Below are 16478 nucleotides of genomic sequence, written 5' to 3'. Positions count from 1 at the left end.
TTTTTGTCTATCGTAGAAAAACCTTTCCTTTCTGTCAATGCAGACATCTTGGCGTTTTGTGGTACCATAAGAGAAAGCAAACGGAAAGAGGACGACATATATGAAGCTACTCACCCTAAAAAAAGCACACGCTGCCAAAATAAAAAAAGGCTATCCCCTTATTGAAAAAGAAGCTCTCGCAGGGAGTGCGGGGCACATGAAAGAAGGAGACCTCGTTGATATCGTGTCTGAGAGCGGCGAGTTTCTCGCGCGGGGCTATTACGGCCTGCAAAACAAAGGGGTCGGCTGGACGCTTACCCGCAATAAACATGAACGGGTTGACCAGGCATTTTTTCTCACCAAATTAACAAAAGCGGCCCAAGCGCGCGCCAAACTATTTGAGGCTCAAGATACAACAGCTTTCCGCCTGTTCAACGGTGAGGGCGACGGTGTCGGGGGCGTCACCATCGACTATTATGACGGCTACCTGCTGATTCAATGGTACAGCAAGGGGATTTACACCTTTAAAGACATGCTGATTTCCGCATTGGATGAGATGGATCTTGATTATAAAGCGATTTACGAGAAGAAACGCTTCGACACAGCTGGACAATACGTTGAAGATGATGACTTCGTGAAAGGGAGAAGAGGCGAGTTCCCGATCATCATCCAGGAGAATGGCATTCAATATGCGGTGGATCTGAATGAAGGCGCCATGACGGGCATCTTTTTGGATCAGAGACATGTGCGCAAGGCGATCAGAGACCGCTATGCAAAAGGGAAAACCGTTTTAAATACGTTTTCTTATACGGGTGCATTCTCCGTGGCAGCGGCGCTTGGCGGAGCGGAGAAAACAACAAGCGTTGACGTGGCAAACCGAAGCCTGGCCAAAACGATCGAGCAATTCAGCGTGAACAAGCTGGATTACGAAGCGCACGACATTAAAGTGATGGACGTGTTTAACTATTTTTCATATGCTGCAAAAAAGGATTTGCGCTTTGATCTGATTATTCTCGATCCGCCTTCCTTTGCGCGCACAAAAAAACGCACCTTCAGCGCGGCCAAGGATTATAAAAACCTGCTGAAGGAAACGATCGCCATCACTGCTGACAAGGGTGTCATTGTTGCCTCTACAAACAGCAGCGCCTTTGGCATGAAGAAATTCAAAGGCTTTATCGATGCCGCATTTAAAGAAACAAACGAACGCTACACCATCATTGAGGAATTTACGCTGCCGGAGGATTTCAAAACGATTTCGGCATTTCCGGAAGGCAACTACCTGAAAGTGGTCCTTCTGCAGAAAAAATAATGAAAAAGCTGCCCTGTTCAGGGGCAGCTTTTTTTATGTAGAAATGATCTGCTGGACGCGGCCGATGCGGCCATCTTCAAGCCGGACTTTAATGCCATGCGGATGAAAGCTTGATTTCGTCAAAATATCCTTCACTGTCCCTCTCGTCAGTTTTCCTGTTTTTTGATCTGCTTTCAATACAATATCAACCTGCAACCCTTTCGAAATGCTGTTTCGCTCTTGCCCGTTCATAACGCACATCCTTTCTTTTGTTCATTATAGTCATTATGGTTTAAAAGTAACAGCCGGCTGATGAAGTGTATGTTTGTTTTTTTTCAGCCTTCATTAAATATAATGTCAGGCCAAAGCCTGCTATGCTCAGAATGCCAAAAAGCAAGTAGACTGCGAAAATCGACACGTAGTCAAAAATGTACCCGCCTGCAAATGTGCAGAACCAGTTGCCGAACCCGTTGCCAATGGCGGCGTACATAGTCAGCGCCGTCGCTTCAACGTGTCTTGGGGTAATCTTTTTCACATATTGAAGCGCCGCCGGGATAAATAAACCGATGGCCACTCCCTGAAGAAAGACCGTCGCATAAATGATCCATAGTGAAGGCGCCGTGAAATAGAGCGCCCACCTGAATAATGAGACTCCGCCTGACAGCATAATGACGTTGAGCAGCCCCATTTTATCTATAAATGTTTGGGCGAATCTCATAAATGGAATTTCTGAAATCACGCCGATGAAAAATAAAATGCCGATAGCGGAAAGTGACGCGCCGCTTTTGTCCAGAAAAAGACTGAAATACGTATTGTTCGCTAAGTTTGGAGCAAATGTCGTAAAGGTGATGATCATAAAGATGAGGAAGGTTTTGTTGCTGATAAGCTCCCGGAATCCTTTGCGGATATTGACCTTTGTTTTTGTTTTCTGCTGGCCGGGCATTTGTGAAGCCAATAAGGCAGCAATGCACAGAAAGGCACAGCCAAAGATAAAGATCACGTGAATGGGGTACAGCTGGTTCGTTACCTGTCCCATGGCAAACACCGCGACGCCGAAGCCGAGAGAACCAAACAGGCGGATTCCGCCGTAGTTGCCGTTTGTTTCTTGTGTGTACCTTAGTGAAATGCTGTCCGAAAGTGGAATAATCGTGCTTTGAAAGGCTGCAAAACAGGCCGCAATCAAAATAAACAGAGGGAAACTGTCAAATGCAATATAGGCTAATCCAATGATGCCTGTGATTGATGTGCAAACCGCCAGCAGGCCTTTCGTTTTTTGCGTATAGTCGCTCAGCATGCCCCAAAACGGCTGAAAGAAAATCATCACAATCGGGCCCAGTGACATGATCAAGCCGACCTGTGATCCACTTAAATGCTGTTCCTTCGTTAAATACATACTGAGTAAGGGAATTATGCTGCCCGTACCGAGAAAAGCAAACAAATAAAATCCTTTTAACGCGGCATAATGCCGCCTCACCTGCAAGTTGTGCATCAGGGTGCCTCCTTTGGTATCCACAAATACATTATATTGGAATTCGCCAGCTTTTCAATAAGGGGAAGCACATAAAAAAAACTGCCCTCGAGAGGACAGTTTTTTTACATAAATGAAAGCAAAAATGGTGCAGCGCAAAGCGTCATAATCGCAGCCAAGATCATCGACACGCTGGAAATCGTGCCGGACACAGAGCTGAGCTCAAATGCCTTTGACGTTCCCGCTCCGTGTGCGCTTGTGCCAAGCAGCACGCCCCGCGCGATTTCGTTATCAATACGGAAATAGCGGATGACCATCGGGCCGATCACTGTGCCGAGCAAAGCGGTTAAAATCACAAACACGGCTGTGACGGCAGGCATTCCGCCGATCATTTCAGATACGTTCATCGCGATCGGCGTTGTCACTGATCTCGGGACGAGGCTGTCAATTAAGCCGGTGCCGAGGTGAAGCCATTTCGCAATAAGAGCGGTAGAAATAATCGCGATGCATGAACCGACGGCCACATTCAAAATAATTTCCACTGCGTATTTCTTTAAAACAGGGAAATATTTATATAACGGGATCGCGAATGCCACGGTGGCCGGCTGTAGCATATCGGTCAGCAATCCGCCGCCGAGATTATAGGACTCGTACGGGACATTCACCAGCAGCAGCAGACCGACTAATACAGCGGGCGTCACCAATAGCGGCGACGTATAAACACGCGGAAAGCGTTGATATACCTTTTTTGCTCCTAAATACACCAAAACCGTTAAAAACAAACTTACAATTCCGATGAACACGTATGCTTTTTCTCCTTTCTCTTTGCAATGAGTTGTGTAAGCGTTCCTGTAGACACCATCACGACAAACGTGCTGATGATGACAACAAGCAGGATGCTGACACCAAATTTCGACATAATGTCTCCGTATTCAATCACTCCGACGGCAGACGGGATAAAAAATAAAAGCAGCTCCCCGAGAAGCCACGCTGCACCAAGCTCGATCCATTCAAGCTTGATAATGTTAAAGTGCAATAATGTGAAAAGAATCACAATCCCTATTATACTGCCGGGAATATTTATATGAAGAAGGGCTGTCACCCAATTAATCAGCCGAGCAAATATAAATAACAGAGCGATTTGAATAACGGTTAGCAACAGTTTTTTCATATTGATGCCTCCCTTATATACTTATTGTACATAAGGTCTCTCTATAGGTAAAATATATATTAAGAATAAGAAGTATTCCTTTTGTCTATAGAAAGGGTGAAGCGCATGGATATCCGCCATTTAACATATTTCTTGGAAGTCGCCCGTTTAAAAAGTTTTACGAAGGCTTCCCAATCCCTTTATGTTTCTCAGCCGACGATATCAAAAATGATCAAAAATTTAGAAGAAGAGCTCGGAATTGAACTGTTTTACCGAAACGGCAGGCAGGTGGAACTGACTGATGCCGGTCATAGCATGTATGTGCAGGCGCAGGAAATCATTAAATCATTTCAAAACCTGACGTCAGAATTAAATGATATTATGGAAGTCAAGAAAGGGCACGTACGGATTGGACTGCCGCCGATGATCGGATCGGGGTTTTTCCCCAGAGTGCTCGGCGATTTCCGTGAAAACTATCCGAATGTCACCTTTCAGCTAGTCGAAGACGGTTCTATAAAAGTCCAAGAAGGTGTCGGGGACGGCTCTCTTGATATCGGCGTTGTGGTCCTTCCCGCAAACGAAGATATCTTTCATTCGTTTACAATCGTAAAAGAAACCTTAATGCTTGTCGTTCACCCTTCCCACAGGCTGGCTGATGAGAAAGAATGTCAGCTACGTGAGTTGAAGGACGAGCCTTTTATTTTCTTCAGGGAGGATTTTGTCCTGCACAACCGAATTATGACGGAATGTATCAAGGCTGGGTTCCGGCCCCATATCATTTATGAAACATCACAATGGGATTTTATTAGTGAGATGGTATCCGCCAACCTTGGGATCGGGCTTTTGCCGGAACGGATCTGCCGCGGCCTTGACCCGGAAAAAGTGAAAGTCATTCCGCTTGTCGATCCGGTCATCCCTTGGCACCTCGCCATTATTTGGAGAAAGGACAGGTACTTGTCGTTTGCCGCCAGAGCTTGGCTCGAACATACGAAATCGTATTTATGGGACCCGAAAAAAGATAGTAAAGGATGATGCAAACATGGATGCACAATCAGCAGCAAAATGTCTTACGGCTGTCCGCCGGCATAGCCCACTGGTGCATAGCATAACCAACAATGTCGTAACGAATTTCACAGCAAACGGCCTGCTTGCGCTCGGCGCATCGCCCGTTATGGCGTACGCAAAAGAAGAGATCGCCGATATGGCGAAGATTGCGGGTGCACTCGCTTTAAATATCGGAACGCTGAGCAAGGAGTCAGTCGAAGCGATGATCATCGCGGGGAAATCAGCTAATGAACATGGCGTTCCCGTCATTCTTGATCCTGTCGGTGCCGGAGCAACACCGTTCCGCACTGAATCGGCACGTGACATCATTCGTGAGGTGCGCCTTGCTGCAATCAGAGGAAATGCGGCGGAAATTGCCCATACCGTCGGCGTGACCGATTGGCTGATCAAAGGTGTTGATGCGGGTGAAGGCGGAGGCGACATCATCCGGCTGGCTCAGCAGGCGGCACAAAAGCTAAACACGGTCATTGCGATAACTGGTGAAGTTGATGTCATAGCCGACACGTCACATGTATACACCCTTCATAACGGCCACAAGCTGCTGACAAAAGTGACAGGCGCCGGTTGCCTGCTGACTTCCGTCGTCGGTGCGTTTTGCGCTGTGGAGGAAAATCCATTGTTTGCTGCTATTGCGGCCATTTCCTCGTATGGGGTCGCCGCTCAGCTTGCCGCACAGCAGACGGCTGACAAAGGCCCTGGAAGCTTTCAGATTGAATTGCTGAACAAGCTTTCAACTGTTACTGAACAAGACGTCCAAGAATGGGCGACTATGGAAAGGGTGACTGTCTCATGACTCGTATTTCTCGGGAAATGATGAAAGAGTTATTATCTGTATACTTCATTATGGGGTCAAACAATACGAAAGCCGATCCTGTTACAGTTGTACAAAAAGCGTTAAAAGGCGGTGCCACCCTGTACCAGTTCCGTGAAAAAGGCGGGGATGCGCTGACAGGAGAGGCTCGGATTAAATTTGCTGAAAAAGCGCAGGCAGCTTGCCGTGAAGCTGGTATTCCGTTCATTGTCAATGATGATGTGGAATTGGCTCTGAATCTGAAAGCTGACGGTATCCACATCGGCCAGGAAGACGCAAATGCGAAAGAGGTAAGAGCTGCCATAGGTGATATGATTCTCGGCGTTTCTGCCCATACGATGTCTGAGGTGAAGCAAGCTGAAGAAGACGGAGCCGATTATGTCGGGCTTGGGCCGATCTATCCGACTGAAACGAAAAAGGATACGAGAGCGGTACAGGGTGTATCACTTATCGAAGCAGTGCGCCGCCAAGGCATCAGCATTCCAATTGTCGGCATCGGCGGAATCACAATAGATAATGCCGCACCTGTTATCCAAGCGGGGGCCGATGGTGTCAGTATGATCAGCGCCATCAGTCAGGCGGAGGATCCTGAGAGTGCTGCACGCAAGTTTCGTGAGGAAATTCAAACGTATAAAACAGGAAGATAATCGTTCATTTTCCTTCAAAGGGCTGTTCTGTAAAAGGACAGCTTTTTTGCTGTCCATCAAGGTTTTCAGACCTTCAAATTTTAATTGACAAAGGACAGGAACTGGCTATGATTATGTTATACAATGATAATCATTTTCAATTATAGGAGGAACATGATGGCTCGGGGGCTGGCACTTATTCTATTCAGCTTGTTGATGGTTTTCGGTTCTGCGGCACATGCGGAAGATGATCCGATCGCCGCATTAATTCAATTAAACAAGCAAATGATCAAATCCGTAAAAGACGGGGATATGGATTCGGCACAACAAACGTTTGACACCTTCAAAGCGAAGTGGAAAAAAGAAGAACCTTCTATTAAGAAAGAAAACCTTTCTTCTCACAGTGAAATGGACGCGAATATCGCGATGATTTCTCTTTCTTTTATCAATCAAGACGCACGTAAGCTCAAAACACAGCTTGAAGAGCTTGCGTCTCATTTAGAAACCTATCAGCAGGCTGTCGTGCTGAAAAAGACATCCTCAGGTCAATCAAGGGCGTCCTTAACAGCCTATATACAAAGCTTGAAAGACACAAAACAGTTCATAGAAAAAAAACAATTGGATGAAGCGTCATCCGCAATCGACAATTTAGTTACATCCTGGCTCGCTGTTGAGGGAGATGTCGTGTCCCAATCGAAAGAAGCCTATACGACATCGGAGGAAAATCTGGCGCTGATGAAGGCGGAGATCGGCAGCCATCCTGAAAAGGTATCAAAGCAAATTGACGAAATGATTCAATTGCTCGAGCCGATCGCTTCAAGCAGCTACAGCTGGTGGGATGCGGCGCTGATCCCGGTTCGTGAAGGAATGGAGGCCCTCCTTGTCATCGGAGCGCTATTAACCATGACAAAAAAAGCGCGGGTTACGCGTTCCTTGACATGGATCTGGGGCGGGGCGTCCGCCGGCATGGCTGTTTCCTTAGCAGCCGGCATCGGTGTCACGGTTCTGTTCTCCTCCAGTGTATTCGGAGAAAACAATTTCTTGCTTGGCGGCGTTACCGGCGTACTGTCCGCTGTCATGCTTTTGTATGTCGGGGTGTGGCTGCACAGAAACGCCTCAATGGATAAATGGAGAGAAAAAATCAATATCCAGAAGTCACAGGCACTAAAAAAACGAAGCCTGCTTTCCTTTGCGCTCATTGCATTTCTGGCAGTTGTAAGAGAAGGTCTCGAAACGGTCATCTTTTTCATCGGGCTTGTCGGGAAGCTCCCGCTCACTGAACTGATCGGCGGAACTGCCGCAGGGCTTATCGTTCTCGTCATCGTCGGTGTTCTGATGATCAAGCTCGGAATGCGTATTCCATTGAAGCCGTTTTTTCTTCTATCAATGGCGGTTGTCCTGTATATGTGCGTGAAATTTCTCGGAACCGGCGTTCACAGCCTTCAGCTGGCGGGCATTCTTCCGTCTGATGCAGAAAGCTGGCTGCCGTCTGTATCGGTGCTAGGAATTTATCCGTCCGTGTACAGCACGATTCCGCAAATGTTGATTTTACTCTTTTTACTGATTGCGCTTGTTTCAGAAGCGGCAAAACATTTTACAAACGGAAAGGAACTGACAAAATGAATTTCACAAAAATCGCTGTATCAGCCGGATGCATCCTTGCGCTGTGCGCAGGCTGCGGAGCCAATGACACATCTTCAACTAAAGAAAAAGCTTCATCTGAAAAAAGCGGGGTCACTAAAGAAATCACCGCATCCGTAAATAAAATGGAAACCATCATTTCTAAGCTGAATGACTCAGTGGAAATAGGAGACCAAAAAGAGATTGAAAAGAAGGGGAAAGAGTTAAACAGCTACTGGCTTTCCTTTGAAAACGATATTCGCAGCGACTATCCATTCGAATATACAGAAATCGAAAAGCATCTTCAGCCAATCTACACAGAAGCGCAAAAAGACAAACCGGATGCAGCAAAAATCAAGACAGAATCCGAGTCATTGAAAGCATCCTTAGAAGACCTGACAGAAGCGAAGAAGAGCGGCAAAAAGGCTAGCGATCAGCTGGCAAAAGCAGCGGATGAGTATAAAGGCTATGTCAAAGAGCAGAGTGACCAGCTTGTCAAAGCGACTGAAGCATTTACGGGTGCTGTGAAATCCGGCGATATCGAAAAGTCCAAAACGTTATATGCGAAAGCGCGTGTTTATTACGAGCGAATCGAACCGATCGCTGAAAGCCTCGGAGATCTTGATCCGAAAATTGACGCCCGAGAAAACGATGTTGAAGAAGGAGACAAATGGACAGGCTTCCATAAGCTTGAGAAGGCCATTTGGAAGGATCAAGATATTTCCGGGGAAAAGGCAACAGCTGACCAGCTTCTCAAAGATGTAAAAGAGCTTGACGGTTCAATTCAATCACTGAAATTAACCCCTGAACAAATTGTTGCAGGCGCGATGGAGCTTCTGAACGAAGCCGGAATTTCGAAAATCACGGGAGAAGAAGAACGCTACTCACGAATTGATTTAGTTGACCTTATGGCAAATGTGGAAGGCTCCGAAGCCGTTTATCAAACAGTGAAAAGCGCGCTTGTAAAAGATCACTCCGACTTGACGGAAAAACTGGATACGGAGTTCAGCGAATTTGAAGTTTTAATGGCAAAATACAAAACAAATGATCAGTCCTATACGTCTTATGATAAATTAAGTGAAAAGCAAATCAGAGAGCTGAGCACTAAGCTGACGACTCTTTCTGAAACCATGTCGAAGATTGCGAATGTGCTATAAAAGGAGTTTTGTAACATCATGAGCGATGAACAAAAAAAGCCAGAACAAATTCACAGACGGGACATTTTAAAATGGGGAGCAATGGCGGGGGCAGCCGTTGCGATCGGGGCCAGCGGACTCGGCGGACTCGCTCCGCTTGTTCAGACCGCGTCTAAGCCATCGAAAAAGGATGAAAAAGAGGATGATCAGGTTGTTCCGTTTTACGGAAAGCATCAGGCCGGAATCACAACTGCCCATCAAACGTATGTCTATTTTGCTGCACTGGATGTAACAGCAAAAGACAAAAGCGACATCATTACGTTATTTAGAAACTGGACAAGTCTCACACAGATGCTGACATCTGGAAAGAAAATGTCAGCGGAGCAGAGAAATCAGTATCTGCCGCCGCAGGATACAGGTGAGTCTGCTGATTTATCCCCTTCCAACTTAACGGTCACATTCGGATTCGGGCCTGGCTTTTTTGAAAAAGACGGAAAGGACCGCTTCGGACTGAAAAGCAAAAAACCGAAGCACCTAGCCGCTCTTCCAGCGATGCCCAATGACAACCTGGATGAAAAGCAGGGAGGCGGGGACATCTGCATTCAAGTATGTGCAGACGATGAGCAAGTGGCGTTTCACGCGCTGCGTAACCTGCTAAATCAAGCGGTCGGCACTTGTGAGGTCCGTTTTGTGAACAAAGGCTTTCTAAGCGGTGGAAAAAATGGTGAAACACCGCGCAACCTGTTCGGGTTTAAAGATGGAACAGGCAACCAGAGCACGAAGGATGACAGCTTGATGAACTCGATCGTGTGGGTTCAGTCCGGTGAGCCTGACTGGATGACGGGCGGCACCTATATGGCTTTCCGGAAAATTAAAATGTTCCTTGAGATATGGGACCGCTCTTCCCTCAAGGACCAAGAGGATACCTTCGGCCGCAGAAAAAGCTCAGGGGCGCCTTTTGGGCAGAAAAAGGAAACAGATCCCGTGAAGCTGAATCAAATTCCGTCTAATTCACACGTCAGTCTAGCGAAATCTACGGGAAAACAAATTTTGCGAAGAGCTTTCTCTTACACAGAGGGACTTGATCCGAAAACCGGCTATATGGATGCAGGTCTCCTGTTTATCAGTTTTCAAAAAAATCCCGACAATCAGTTTATCCCGATGCTGAAGGCTCTTTCAGCAAAGGATGCGTTAAACGAATATACACAAACAATCGGTTCTGCTTTATACGCATGCCCAGGCGGCTGCAAAAAAGGAGAATATATTGCCCAGCGTTTGCTGGAATCATAAAAGAAGCCTTTACAGGCTTCTTTCAGCGTGTCGACAAACCCTCGCATTCGTTGTCAAGCCTGTGCGTTGGTGCTCACGAATTAGAGCATTCGCTCCGCTCCAATGCTCGGCTTTCCTAGACTTCAAGGGTTTTCAATCACGCTGAAAGGATGACAAAATCCTAAAACTTTTTAGGATTTTGTCATCAATCTGAAAGAAGCCTTAATCGGCTTCTTTATTTAAAAAACAGTTGTAACTTTAATTGTTACAGTTTAAAATCAATTTATACGAAAGGAGATTATCATGACAGTACACATTAAAGTTTATTCAGATTACGTCTGCCCATTTTGTTTTGTTGGAAAAGCCGCTTTTGAAGAAGCGATAAAAGGAAAGGATGTTGAAGTCGAGTGGATGCCGTTTGAACTGCGCCCAAGCCCATCTCCTCAGCTTGATCCGGTCAATGATCCTTCCAAACAGTACATGTGGCAGACATCTATTCAGCCAATGGCGGAGAAATTAGGAGTCGAGATCAATTTTCCAAACGTCTCGCCTCATCCGTATACAGACCTTGCGTTTGAAGGCTTCCATTTTGCGAAGGAATACAATAAAGGACATGAATACAACACCCGTGTCTTTCAGGCGTTTTTCCAGGAGGGCCAAAATATTGGCGATATTGACATCTTGACGAAGCTCGCCGAGGAAGTGGGATTAGACGGTGCATCATTCAAATCAGCACTGGAAACAAGAACATATCAGGACGTGCAGCGCCAAGCCTTGAAGCACGCTTATGAAGAGGCTGACATCACAGCCGTTCCAACCTTTATTATTGGCGACACTGTCATTCCAGGTGCTGCCGGCAAGGATGTATTTGAAAAAGCGATTTCTGAAGAACAGAAGAAAAGACAAGGAAAAAGCTCTCTATAAAGAGAGCTTTTTTTATTCCTGTTCCATATGGACGCCAGTATGCGCCTTCACCTGTATTTCTGCAAACGTATCTTCATCAATTGTTTTATCAGACGACAACACCGTTCCGAGCCACGCGCCGAGAAAGCCGAGCGGGATGGAAATAATTCCTGGATTAGACAGCGGAATGAGCGGATCACCGGTAAAAATAGCACCTCCGGCCGGGTCCCACACACTAGGGCTCATCGATACCAGCACAAGCGCGCTGATCAGGCCTGTCAGGCTGCCCCATAAAGCGCCTGAGGCATTGAATCGTTTCCAGAAGACTGTAAACACAATCAGCGGAAGGTTTGCGCTGGCGGCTACTGCAAACGCGAGTGCAACAAGGAACGCCACATTTAAGGATTGTGCAAAAATCGCAAGGAGAATCGAGAGTACTGACACGGCGACAGAAGCCCATCTGGCCGCTTTCATTTGTTCTTTTTCAGTTGCTTCTCCCTTTCTGATGATCTGGCTGTAAATATCATGGGCAAATGCTGAGGCGGCAGACAGCACCAACCCTGTCACGACAGCCAAAATGGTGGCAAAGGCGATGGCTGATACAAACGCGAACAGAAAGTCTCCTCCGAGCGCTTTTGCTAAAAGCGGAGCCGCCATATTTCCCGCTTGATCAGCCCCTGTAATCGCGTCAAAACCGACAAATGCCGCGGCACCAAAGCCGAGAAACACCGTCATAATGTAAAACACACCGATAATCCATGTCGCTGACACAACGGATGTACGGGCCGTCTTGGCATCCTTAACGGTATAAAACCGGATCAATATATGCGGAAGCCCGGCGGTTCCCAGCACGAGTGCCAAGTTTAACGACAAGGTCTCAAGCGGCACCTTGTATTTATTTCCGGGATTCAAAAAATCAGCGCCAAGCGGAGTAGCCGTTTTCATCTGTTCAAACATGGTATTAAGGCTAAAGCCGAATTTCGAAAACACGATAATCGAAATCACGAGTGTACCGGCCATCAGCAAAACGGCTTTAATAATTTGAACCCAGCTTGTCGCGATCATGCCGCCAAACACGACATAAATGGTCATCAGCACTCCGACGATGAGGACAGCCGCGGTATAATCCAGCCCTAGAAGCAGTTTGATCAGCGCTCCCGCCCCCACGAGCTGAGCGATCATATAAAAAGTAGAGATGGCAATGGTATTGAGAGCCGCGACACCGCGGATTTTCTTTTCTTTAAAGCGAGCGGCAATCATGTCTGCCATCGTGTACTTTCCAAGATTCCGAAGCGGCTCCGCCACGATGTACAAGACAACGAGATAAGCCACCAGAAAACCGATGCTGTAAAAGAAGCCATCAAATCCATATAACGCAATCATTCCGGCAATCCCGAGAAACGAGGCGGCAGACATGTAGTCACCGGCAATTGCCAGTCCATTCTGAACGCCGGTGAGCCCGCCGCCCGCCGTATAAAACTCACTCGTCGTTTTCGTCCGCTTCGCGGCAAAATACGTGATAATAAGCGTCAGGCCAACAATCGCCAAAAACAATAAAAAAGCAGTCATATTCATGTCTGTTCACCCTTCAGATCCTCTTTTAAAGCGCTTACATACCGATCGAAATGAGCGGCTCTCCGGGAATACACAGTACTCAGTATCCAGGTCATAGCGAATTGGGCGATGGCGAACAGCCAAGCCCATGAAACAGCTCCAATGGCCGGTGCATTCAAAAAGGTGAAATAAGATGTCAAAACAGGGAGTGAAAAATAAAAGACAAAAAAGAAAATCGCAGAAGGAACAATAAAAGCGCGTTTCTGCTTTAAAAAAGCTTGAAAAGACGGCGTTGCAGCAATCTGTTTATAATCAGCTTTGTACATGGCTTTCCTCCTTTTATTCGCTAAACGTAAGCAAAAAGGTACACCAATAGGTATGTACTGAAAGTCCGATTTATGCGTTGAACAATATCTGGAGGATGAAAAAAGAAGGAGGTCGTGAAGAGGTGAACACAGTGGTCTAAAGACAGGCGAAGGTTTTCAAGCTCGGCCGTGTATAAACGAGTTTGCTTTCAAAACCTCACCGAATGCAGCTTGTTCTCAGCAAAGCTGCTGTTTACCAGAGCACGGTTATCATGTTCGCATCACCTCTTTATGACAATGCATGTGCCAAGAGGTGATCGCATCACCGGCTGTCTGTCGTAGTTAGCTGACACACCGTTTGTCCTCAAGCTCAGCGCAGCGATTTGCTTTTGAATAGAGGATATGGTGAAAACTCAGATCAGGTGATAGAAAAGCCAGAGGTAAATAGATCCGCCTGTTCGGACTAGTCTTGCCGGACGGTTTTTTTGTGGTTTTTCTTTCTCGATGCTGTCTCAGATTCTAAAAACTGCCTCACATCATGAATGCCTAATCCAATGGATCTAGCTTCTTGAATTAACATATGCCAATCTTTGTCCAAATCTTTTTTAACATGAGTTTTCATAGTAACCTCCAATTGTATAAAATGTTTTCCTGCAACATGCGGGCAATAAAAGACAAGCCAGCGCGATGATGAGGCGAGTACAACAAATTTCACACATAGTTGCTCGGTGTTCACAAACTGAAGGAAAAACCACCTACCTATTCCCTAAAAAAATGACTAATATAACCAATGGACCTTATTTATAATAATAAACAATTAAATACTGACTGGATAGTATGTAAATGAAAATAAATCATTTAGCCTATTAAAAATGACCCCTGGGAAACCGAATAGCATAACCGTTCAAAGAAATAAATACCGCTAAAGATTGATCCGGTGTAAGATAAGGGTAATCATTACCGCCAGGAGAAAAATATGAAAAAAAACAAATTTCAAATTAAAAGAGAAGCAACATTTGAAAGTTTTATAGACGCTGGCGTGAATTTGTTGATTGACCGAGCGTATGATCCGGTTTCTGTAGAAGATATCAGCAGAGCCGCCGGGTACAGCAAAGGAGCATTTTATGTTCATTTTGTCAGCAAGGACGATTTTCTGCTGTATCTTCTAGAAAAACGTCAGATGAAAAAAAAGATCATTATAGGGTATCTTGATCAAATGGAGCGGGAGTCAGTGAAATCGCTGACATTGGACGAGGCTGCAAAACACGCTGCAGAACTGCTTTATTCCTATTACATAAATAAGCCATCGTGGGACATCACCTCGTTTGCCATGAACATGCCGACGTATAAAGTCTTAAAGAAATGCAAGGCCTATGTCCGGCTGTACGAATTGTGGGTGGAAGAAAATGTGTTATATATTAAGTGGCTGAAGGAGAGAAAGCTGATTGACGCCTGTATTGATCCTGAATATACGGCTAAAATAATATGTGCAGTCCTCGACGGAATCATCAAACAATCATATGTATTGGGCCAGCCAGCCACCTTCCGCAGCTTTTTAGACGCACTCTCGGTATTTTTCACTTTAGACAGAGAGCACGAGACGCCAAGAATTTTGAAAAGTTTTTCAGAAAGCGAGGAACATCAGTGAAGTATAGAGAAATAATTATGTATATCATTATGGGGGTTTTCACAACCATTGTGAATATCGCCAGCTTTTATATATTGGTAGAGATCATGAATATGGATTACAAAGCCGCCACTGTCGCCGCTTGGATTTTGTCCGTGCTGTTTGCTTACATAACAAATAAATTATATGTGTTTCAGCAAAAAACACATGATCTGCAGAGCCTGCTGAAAGAGCTCACTGCTTTTTTCAGCGTTCGGGTCCTGTCTCTCGGCATAGATTTAGGCATGATGATCATTCTTGTCAGCCAGTTCAATACAAATGAAACCTTGGCCAAAATACTCGACAACGCTGTCATTGTTGTCGTCAACTATGTTGCGAGCAAATGGCTCGTCTTTAAAAAAACAAAAGAAGAAGGGGTATGACAGAGGACAGCAGCATATGATCTGCCGTTTTCTATGGAGAAATAAGGGGAATAAAAAATAAAAACCAGAAAGGTGATTGCACATGCGGGAAGAGCTAAAGGGGATATTTGCAAGTGTATTCGGAGAAAAAGAGGGGTTACGGTTTTTTTTCGCACCTGGAAGAGTGAATCTGATTGGAGAACATACAGACTATAACGGCGGGCATGTCTTTCCGTGCGCGCTGACAATGGGTACATATGCTGCTGTTGCAGAAAGAAAAGACGGGGTTGTCCGGATGTATTCAGACAACTTTAAAGACGCGGGGATCAAGGAATGCAGCCTTGACGACATTCGCTATCAAAAAGAAGACGACTGGGCGAACTACCCAAAAGGCGTTATTTATGAATTTCAACAGAGGGGATATGCAGTTCCCCATGGCTTTGACATTGTATTTTCAGGGAATATTCCAAACGGGGCGGGGCTGTCGTCTTCCGCTTCTATTGAACTGCTGATGGGGGTCGTGCTCCAAAGCTATTTTCATCCTGAAGTAGATGCGCTAGAGCTTGTGAAAATGGCGCAGCATGCGGAAAACCATTTTATCGGCGTCAATTGCGGAATTATGGACCAATTTGCAATTGGAATGGGGAAAAAACATCATGCGATGCTGCTGAACTGTGACACGCTTGACTATGAATATAGCAAACTCAATGTCTCAGGCCTCGCGCTGGTCATCGCGAACACGAACAAAAAAAGGACATTGGCTGACTCCAGCTATAATACGAGACGCCAAGAATGCAATGATGCATTGCTTGATCTGAAAAAAGGCCTCGATATTGCCGCACTGGGCGACATCAAGCCTTCTGATTTCGATGCGCATTCCAGCCTGATCCAAAATGAAACGAACAGACGCCGGGCAAAGCACGCTGTATACGAAAATCATCGTGCTATTAAGACGGCCCATATGTTCAAAGAGAACAATATAGATGAAATCGGGCAGTTAATGAAGGAATCCCACCTTTCATTGAAGGATGACTATGAAGTAACATGCCCTGAACTTGATGAGCTTGTGTTTGCGGCATGGGATCACGAAGGTGTAATTGGATCAAGAATGACGGGAGCAGGCTTTGGCGGCTGCACCATCAGCATTGTAAAAGATGAGTTCGTTGATGATTTTATTCAGAAGGTTGGAGACAGATATCAAGAAAAAACAGGGCTCCGAGCGGACTTTTATGTCGCGGATATCGGAGAGGGAGCGAGAGAACTAAAGGGGGAGTGA

Annotated in this window: 17 protein-coding genes and 1 pseudogene; 11 read left to right on the top strand and 7 right to left on the bottom strand. The window is 45.8% G+C overall.

Translation table 11 applies throughout. The annotated features are described in order from the left end of the window. The first annotated feature begins 100 nt into the window (after positions 1 to 100). Positions 101 to 1288, top strand: coding sequence for a class I SAM-dependent rRNA methyltransferase (locus tag M1D65_RS19145; protein ID WP_064671795.1), 1188 nt, complete (start codon positions 101 to 103; stop codon positions 1286 to 1288). Between the two features lie 33 nt (positions 1289 to 1321). Here M1D65_RS19145 and M1D65_RS19140 read toward each other — a convergent pair whose 3' ends face one another. The 4 genes and pseudogenes from M1D65_RS19140 to M1D65_RS19125 all read right to left on the bottom strand — a co-directional run bounded on the left by M1D65_RS19140 (position 1322) and on the right by M1D65_RS19125 (position 3906). Next, positions 1322 to 1519, bottom strand: a complete 198-nt coding sequence (locus M1D65_RS19140) for a YwbE family protein (protein WP_015385004.1) — start codon at positions 1517 to 1519, stop codon at positions 1322 to 1324. 33 nt (positions 1520 to 1552) lie between these two features. Next, a pseudogene (locus tag M1D65_RS19135) lies at positions 1553 to 2756 on the bottom strand (MFS transporter). Between the two features lie 104 nt (positions 2757 to 2860). Further along, the gene (locus M1D65_RS19130) at positions 2861 to 3538 is read right to left on the bottom strand and encodes a CidB/LrgB family autolysis modulator (protein ID WP_003227371.1); all 678 of its coding nucleotides are present in this window, start codon (positions 3536 to 3538) and stop codon (positions 2861 to 2863) included. Then, positions 3520 to 3906: a CidA/LrgA family holin-like protein gene (locus tag M1D65_RS19125; RefSeq protein WP_003227375.1), complete on the bottom strand. Its 387-nt coding sequence runs from the start codon at positions 3904 to 3906 to the stop codon at positions 3520 to 3522. The genes M1D65_RS19130 and M1D65_RS19125 overlap by 19 nt, the downstream gene beginning before the upstream one ends. A 105-nt stretch (positions 3907 to 4011) precedes the next feature. On the opposite strand from M1D65_RS19125, the gene cidR reads away from it, so the two are divergent. From cidR to M1D65_RS19090, 7 genes are all read left to right on the top strand, one after another. After that, positions 4012 to 4917 (top strand): cidABC operon transcriptional activator CidR, encoded by a 906-nt coding sequence (cidR, locus tag M1D65_RS19120; protein WP_003227377.1) that lies wholly within the window; start codon positions 4012 to 4014, stop codon positions 4915 to 4917. Positions 4918 to 4924: 7 nt separating this feature from the next. Next, a complete protein-coding gene (gene thiM, locus M1D65_RS19115; RefSeq protein ID WP_456270686.1) occupies positions 4925 to 5743 on the top strand; it encodes a hydroxyethylthiazole kinase in 819 nt (272 codons plus the stop codon). Further along, entirely contained in the window at positions 5740 to 6408 is a 669-nt protein-coding gene (gene thiE, locus M1D65_RS19110) for a thiamine phosphate synthase (RefSeq protein WP_108029178.1), read from the top strand. Before thiM ends, thiE begins: the two co-directional genes overlap by 4 nt. 156 nt (positions 6409 to 6564) lie before the next feature. Continuing rightward, on the top strand, positions 6565 to 8010 hold the full coding sequence (efeU, locus tag M1D65_RS19105) for a ferrous ion permease EfeU (protein ID WP_276354495.1): 1446 nt from the start codon (positions 6565 to 6567) through the stop codon (positions 8008 to 8010). Next, entirely contained in the window at positions 8007 to 9164 is a 1158-nt protein-coding gene (gene efeM / locus M1D65_RS19100) for an iron uptake system lipoprotein EfeM (protein WP_276354318.1), read from the top strand. Before efeU ends, efeM begins: the two co-directional genes overlap by 4 nt. 18 nt (positions 9165 to 9182) lie before the next feature. Further along, positions 9183 to 10433 carry an iron uptake transporter deferrochelatase/peroxidase subunit gene (gene efeB / locus M1D65_RS19095; protein ID WP_064671799.1) on the top strand — a complete coding sequence of 417 codons (1251 nt, stop codon included), beginning with the start codon at positions 9183 to 9185 and terminating at the stop codon, positions 10431 to 10433. Between the two features lie 282 nt (positions 10434 to 10715). Beyond that, on the top strand, positions 10716 to 11336 hold the full coding sequence (locus M1D65_RS19090) for a DsbA family oxidoreductase (protein WP_021480940.1): 621 nt from the start codon (positions 10716 to 10718) through the stop codon (positions 11334 to 11336). A gap of 12 nt (positions 11337 to 11348) precedes the next feature. Here the strand turns inward: M1D65_RS19090 and M1D65_RS19085 are convergent, their stop codons facing one another. The 3 genes from M1D65_RS19085 to slrA form a co-directional block, all read right to left on the bottom strand. Next, the gene (locus tag M1D65_RS19085) at positions 11349 to 12890 is read right to left on the bottom strand and encodes a solute symporter family protein (RefSeq protein ID WP_064671801.1); all 1542 of its coding nucleotides are present in this window, start codon (positions 12888 to 12890) and stop codon (positions 11349 to 11351) included. After that, the gene (locus tag M1D65_RS19080; RefSeq protein WP_003222190.1) at positions 12887 to 13195 is read right to left on the bottom strand and encodes a DUF485 domain-containing protein; all 309 of its coding nucleotides are present in this window, start codon (positions 13193 to 13195) and stop codon (positions 12887 to 12889) included. Before M1D65_RS19080 ends, M1D65_RS19085 begins: the two co-directional genes overlap by 4 nt. A 442-nt stretch (positions 13196 to 13637) precedes the next feature. Further along, positions 13638 to 13796 carry a transcriptional regulator SlrA gene (slrA, locus tag M1D65_RS19075; protein ID WP_014478351.1) on the bottom strand — a complete coding sequence of 53 codons (159 nt, stop codon included), beginning with the start codon at positions 13794 to 13796 and terminating at the stop codon, positions 13638 to 13640. Positions 13797 to 14150: 354 nt separating this feature from the next. Between slrA and slrC the strand changes: the two genes are divergently transcribed. From slrC to M1D65_RS19060, 3 genes are all read left to right on the top strand, one after another. Next, on the top strand, positions 14151 to 14822 hold the full coding sequence (gene slrC, locus M1D65_RS19070; RefSeq protein WP_014478350.1) for a transcriptional regulator SlrC: 672 nt from the start codon (positions 14151 to 14153) through the stop codon (positions 14820 to 14822). A gap of 17 nt (positions 14823 to 14839) precedes the next feature. Next, the gene (locus M1D65_RS19065; protein WP_029726203.1) at positions 14840 to 15223 is read left to right on the top strand and encodes a GtrA family protein; all 384 of its coding nucleotides are present in this window, start codon (positions 14840 to 14842) and stop codon (positions 15221 to 15223) included. A gap of 82 nt (positions 15224 to 15305) precedes the next feature. Then, positions 15306 to 16478 (top strand): galactokinase, encoded by a 1173-nt coding sequence (locus tag M1D65_RS19060; protein ID WP_032725135.1) that lies wholly within the window; start codon positions 15306 to 15308, stop codon positions 16476 to 16478.

It is taken from the genome of Bacillus sp. JZ39, assembly GCF_053903145.1.
This window is presented reverse-complemented; position numbering and strand designations above follow the sequence as displayed.

What these genes read in the sequence shown, in the direction of transcription:
- M1D65_RS19145 (WP_064671795.1), top strand. Translation starts at nt 101, where the DNA reads ATGAAGCTACTCACCCTAAAAAAAGCACACGCTGCCAAAATAAAAAAA.
- M1D65_RS19140 (WP_015385004.1), bottom strand. Translation starts at nt 1,519, where the DNA reads ATGAACGGGCAAGAGCGAAACAGCATTTCGAAAGGGTTGCAGGTTGAT.
- M1D65_RS19125 (WP_003227375.1), bottom strand. Translation starts at nt 3,906, where the DNA reads ATGAAAAAACTGTTGCTAACCGTTATTCAAATCGCTCTGTTATTTATA.
- cidR (WP_003227377.1), top strand. Translation starts at nt 4,012, where the DNA reads ATGGATATCCGCCATTTAACATATTTCTTGGAAGTCGCCCGTTTAAAA.
- thiM (WP_456270686.1), top strand. Translation starts at nt 4,925, where the DNA reads ATGGATGCACAATCAGCAGCAAAATGTCTTACGGCTGTCCGCCGGCAT.
- thiE (WP_108029178.1), top strand. Translation starts at nt 5,740, where the DNA reads ATGACTCGTATTTCTCGGGAAATGATGAAAGAGTTATTATCTGTATAC.
- efeU (WP_276354495.1), top strand. Translation starts at nt 6,565, where the DNA reads ATGGCTCGGGGGCTGGCACTTATTCTATTCAGCTTGTTGATGGTTTTC.
- efeM (WP_276354318.1), top strand. Translation starts at nt 8,007, where the DNA reads ATGAATTTCACAAAAATCGCTGTATCAGCCGGATGCATCCTTGCGCTG.
- efeB (WP_064671799.1), top strand. Translation starts at nt 9,183, where the DNA reads ATGAGCGATGAACAAAAAAAGCCAGAACAAATTCACAGACGGGACATT.
- M1D65_RS19090 (WP_021480940.1), top strand. Translation starts at nt 10,716, where the DNA reads ATGACAGTACACATTAAAGTTTATTCAGATTACGTCTGCCCATTTTGT.
- M1D65_RS19085 (WP_064671801.1), bottom strand. Translation starts at nt 12,890, where the DNA reads ATGAATATGACTGCTTTTTTATTGTTTTTGGCGATTGTTGGCCTGACG.
- M1D65_RS19080 (WP_003222190.1), bottom strand. Translation starts at nt 13,195, where the DNA reads ATGTACAAAGCTGATTATAAACAGATTGCTGCAACGCCGTCTTTTCAA.
- slrA (WP_014478351.1), bottom strand. Translation starts at nt 13,796, where the DNA reads ATGAAAACTCATGTTAAAAAAGATTTGGACAAAGATTGGCATATGTTA.
- slrC (WP_014478350.1), top strand. Translation starts at nt 14,151, where the DNA reads ATGAAAAAAAACAAATTTCAAATTAAAAGAGAAGCAACATTTGAAAGT.
- M1D65_RS19065 (WP_029726203.1), top strand. Translation starts at nt 14,840, where the DNA reads ATGTATATCATTATGGGGGTTTTCACAACCATTGTGAATATCGCCAGC.
- M1D65_RS19060 (WP_032725135.1), top strand. Translation starts at nt 15,306, where the DNA reads ATGCGGGAAGAGCTAAAGGGGATATTTGCAAGTGTATTCGGAGAAAAA.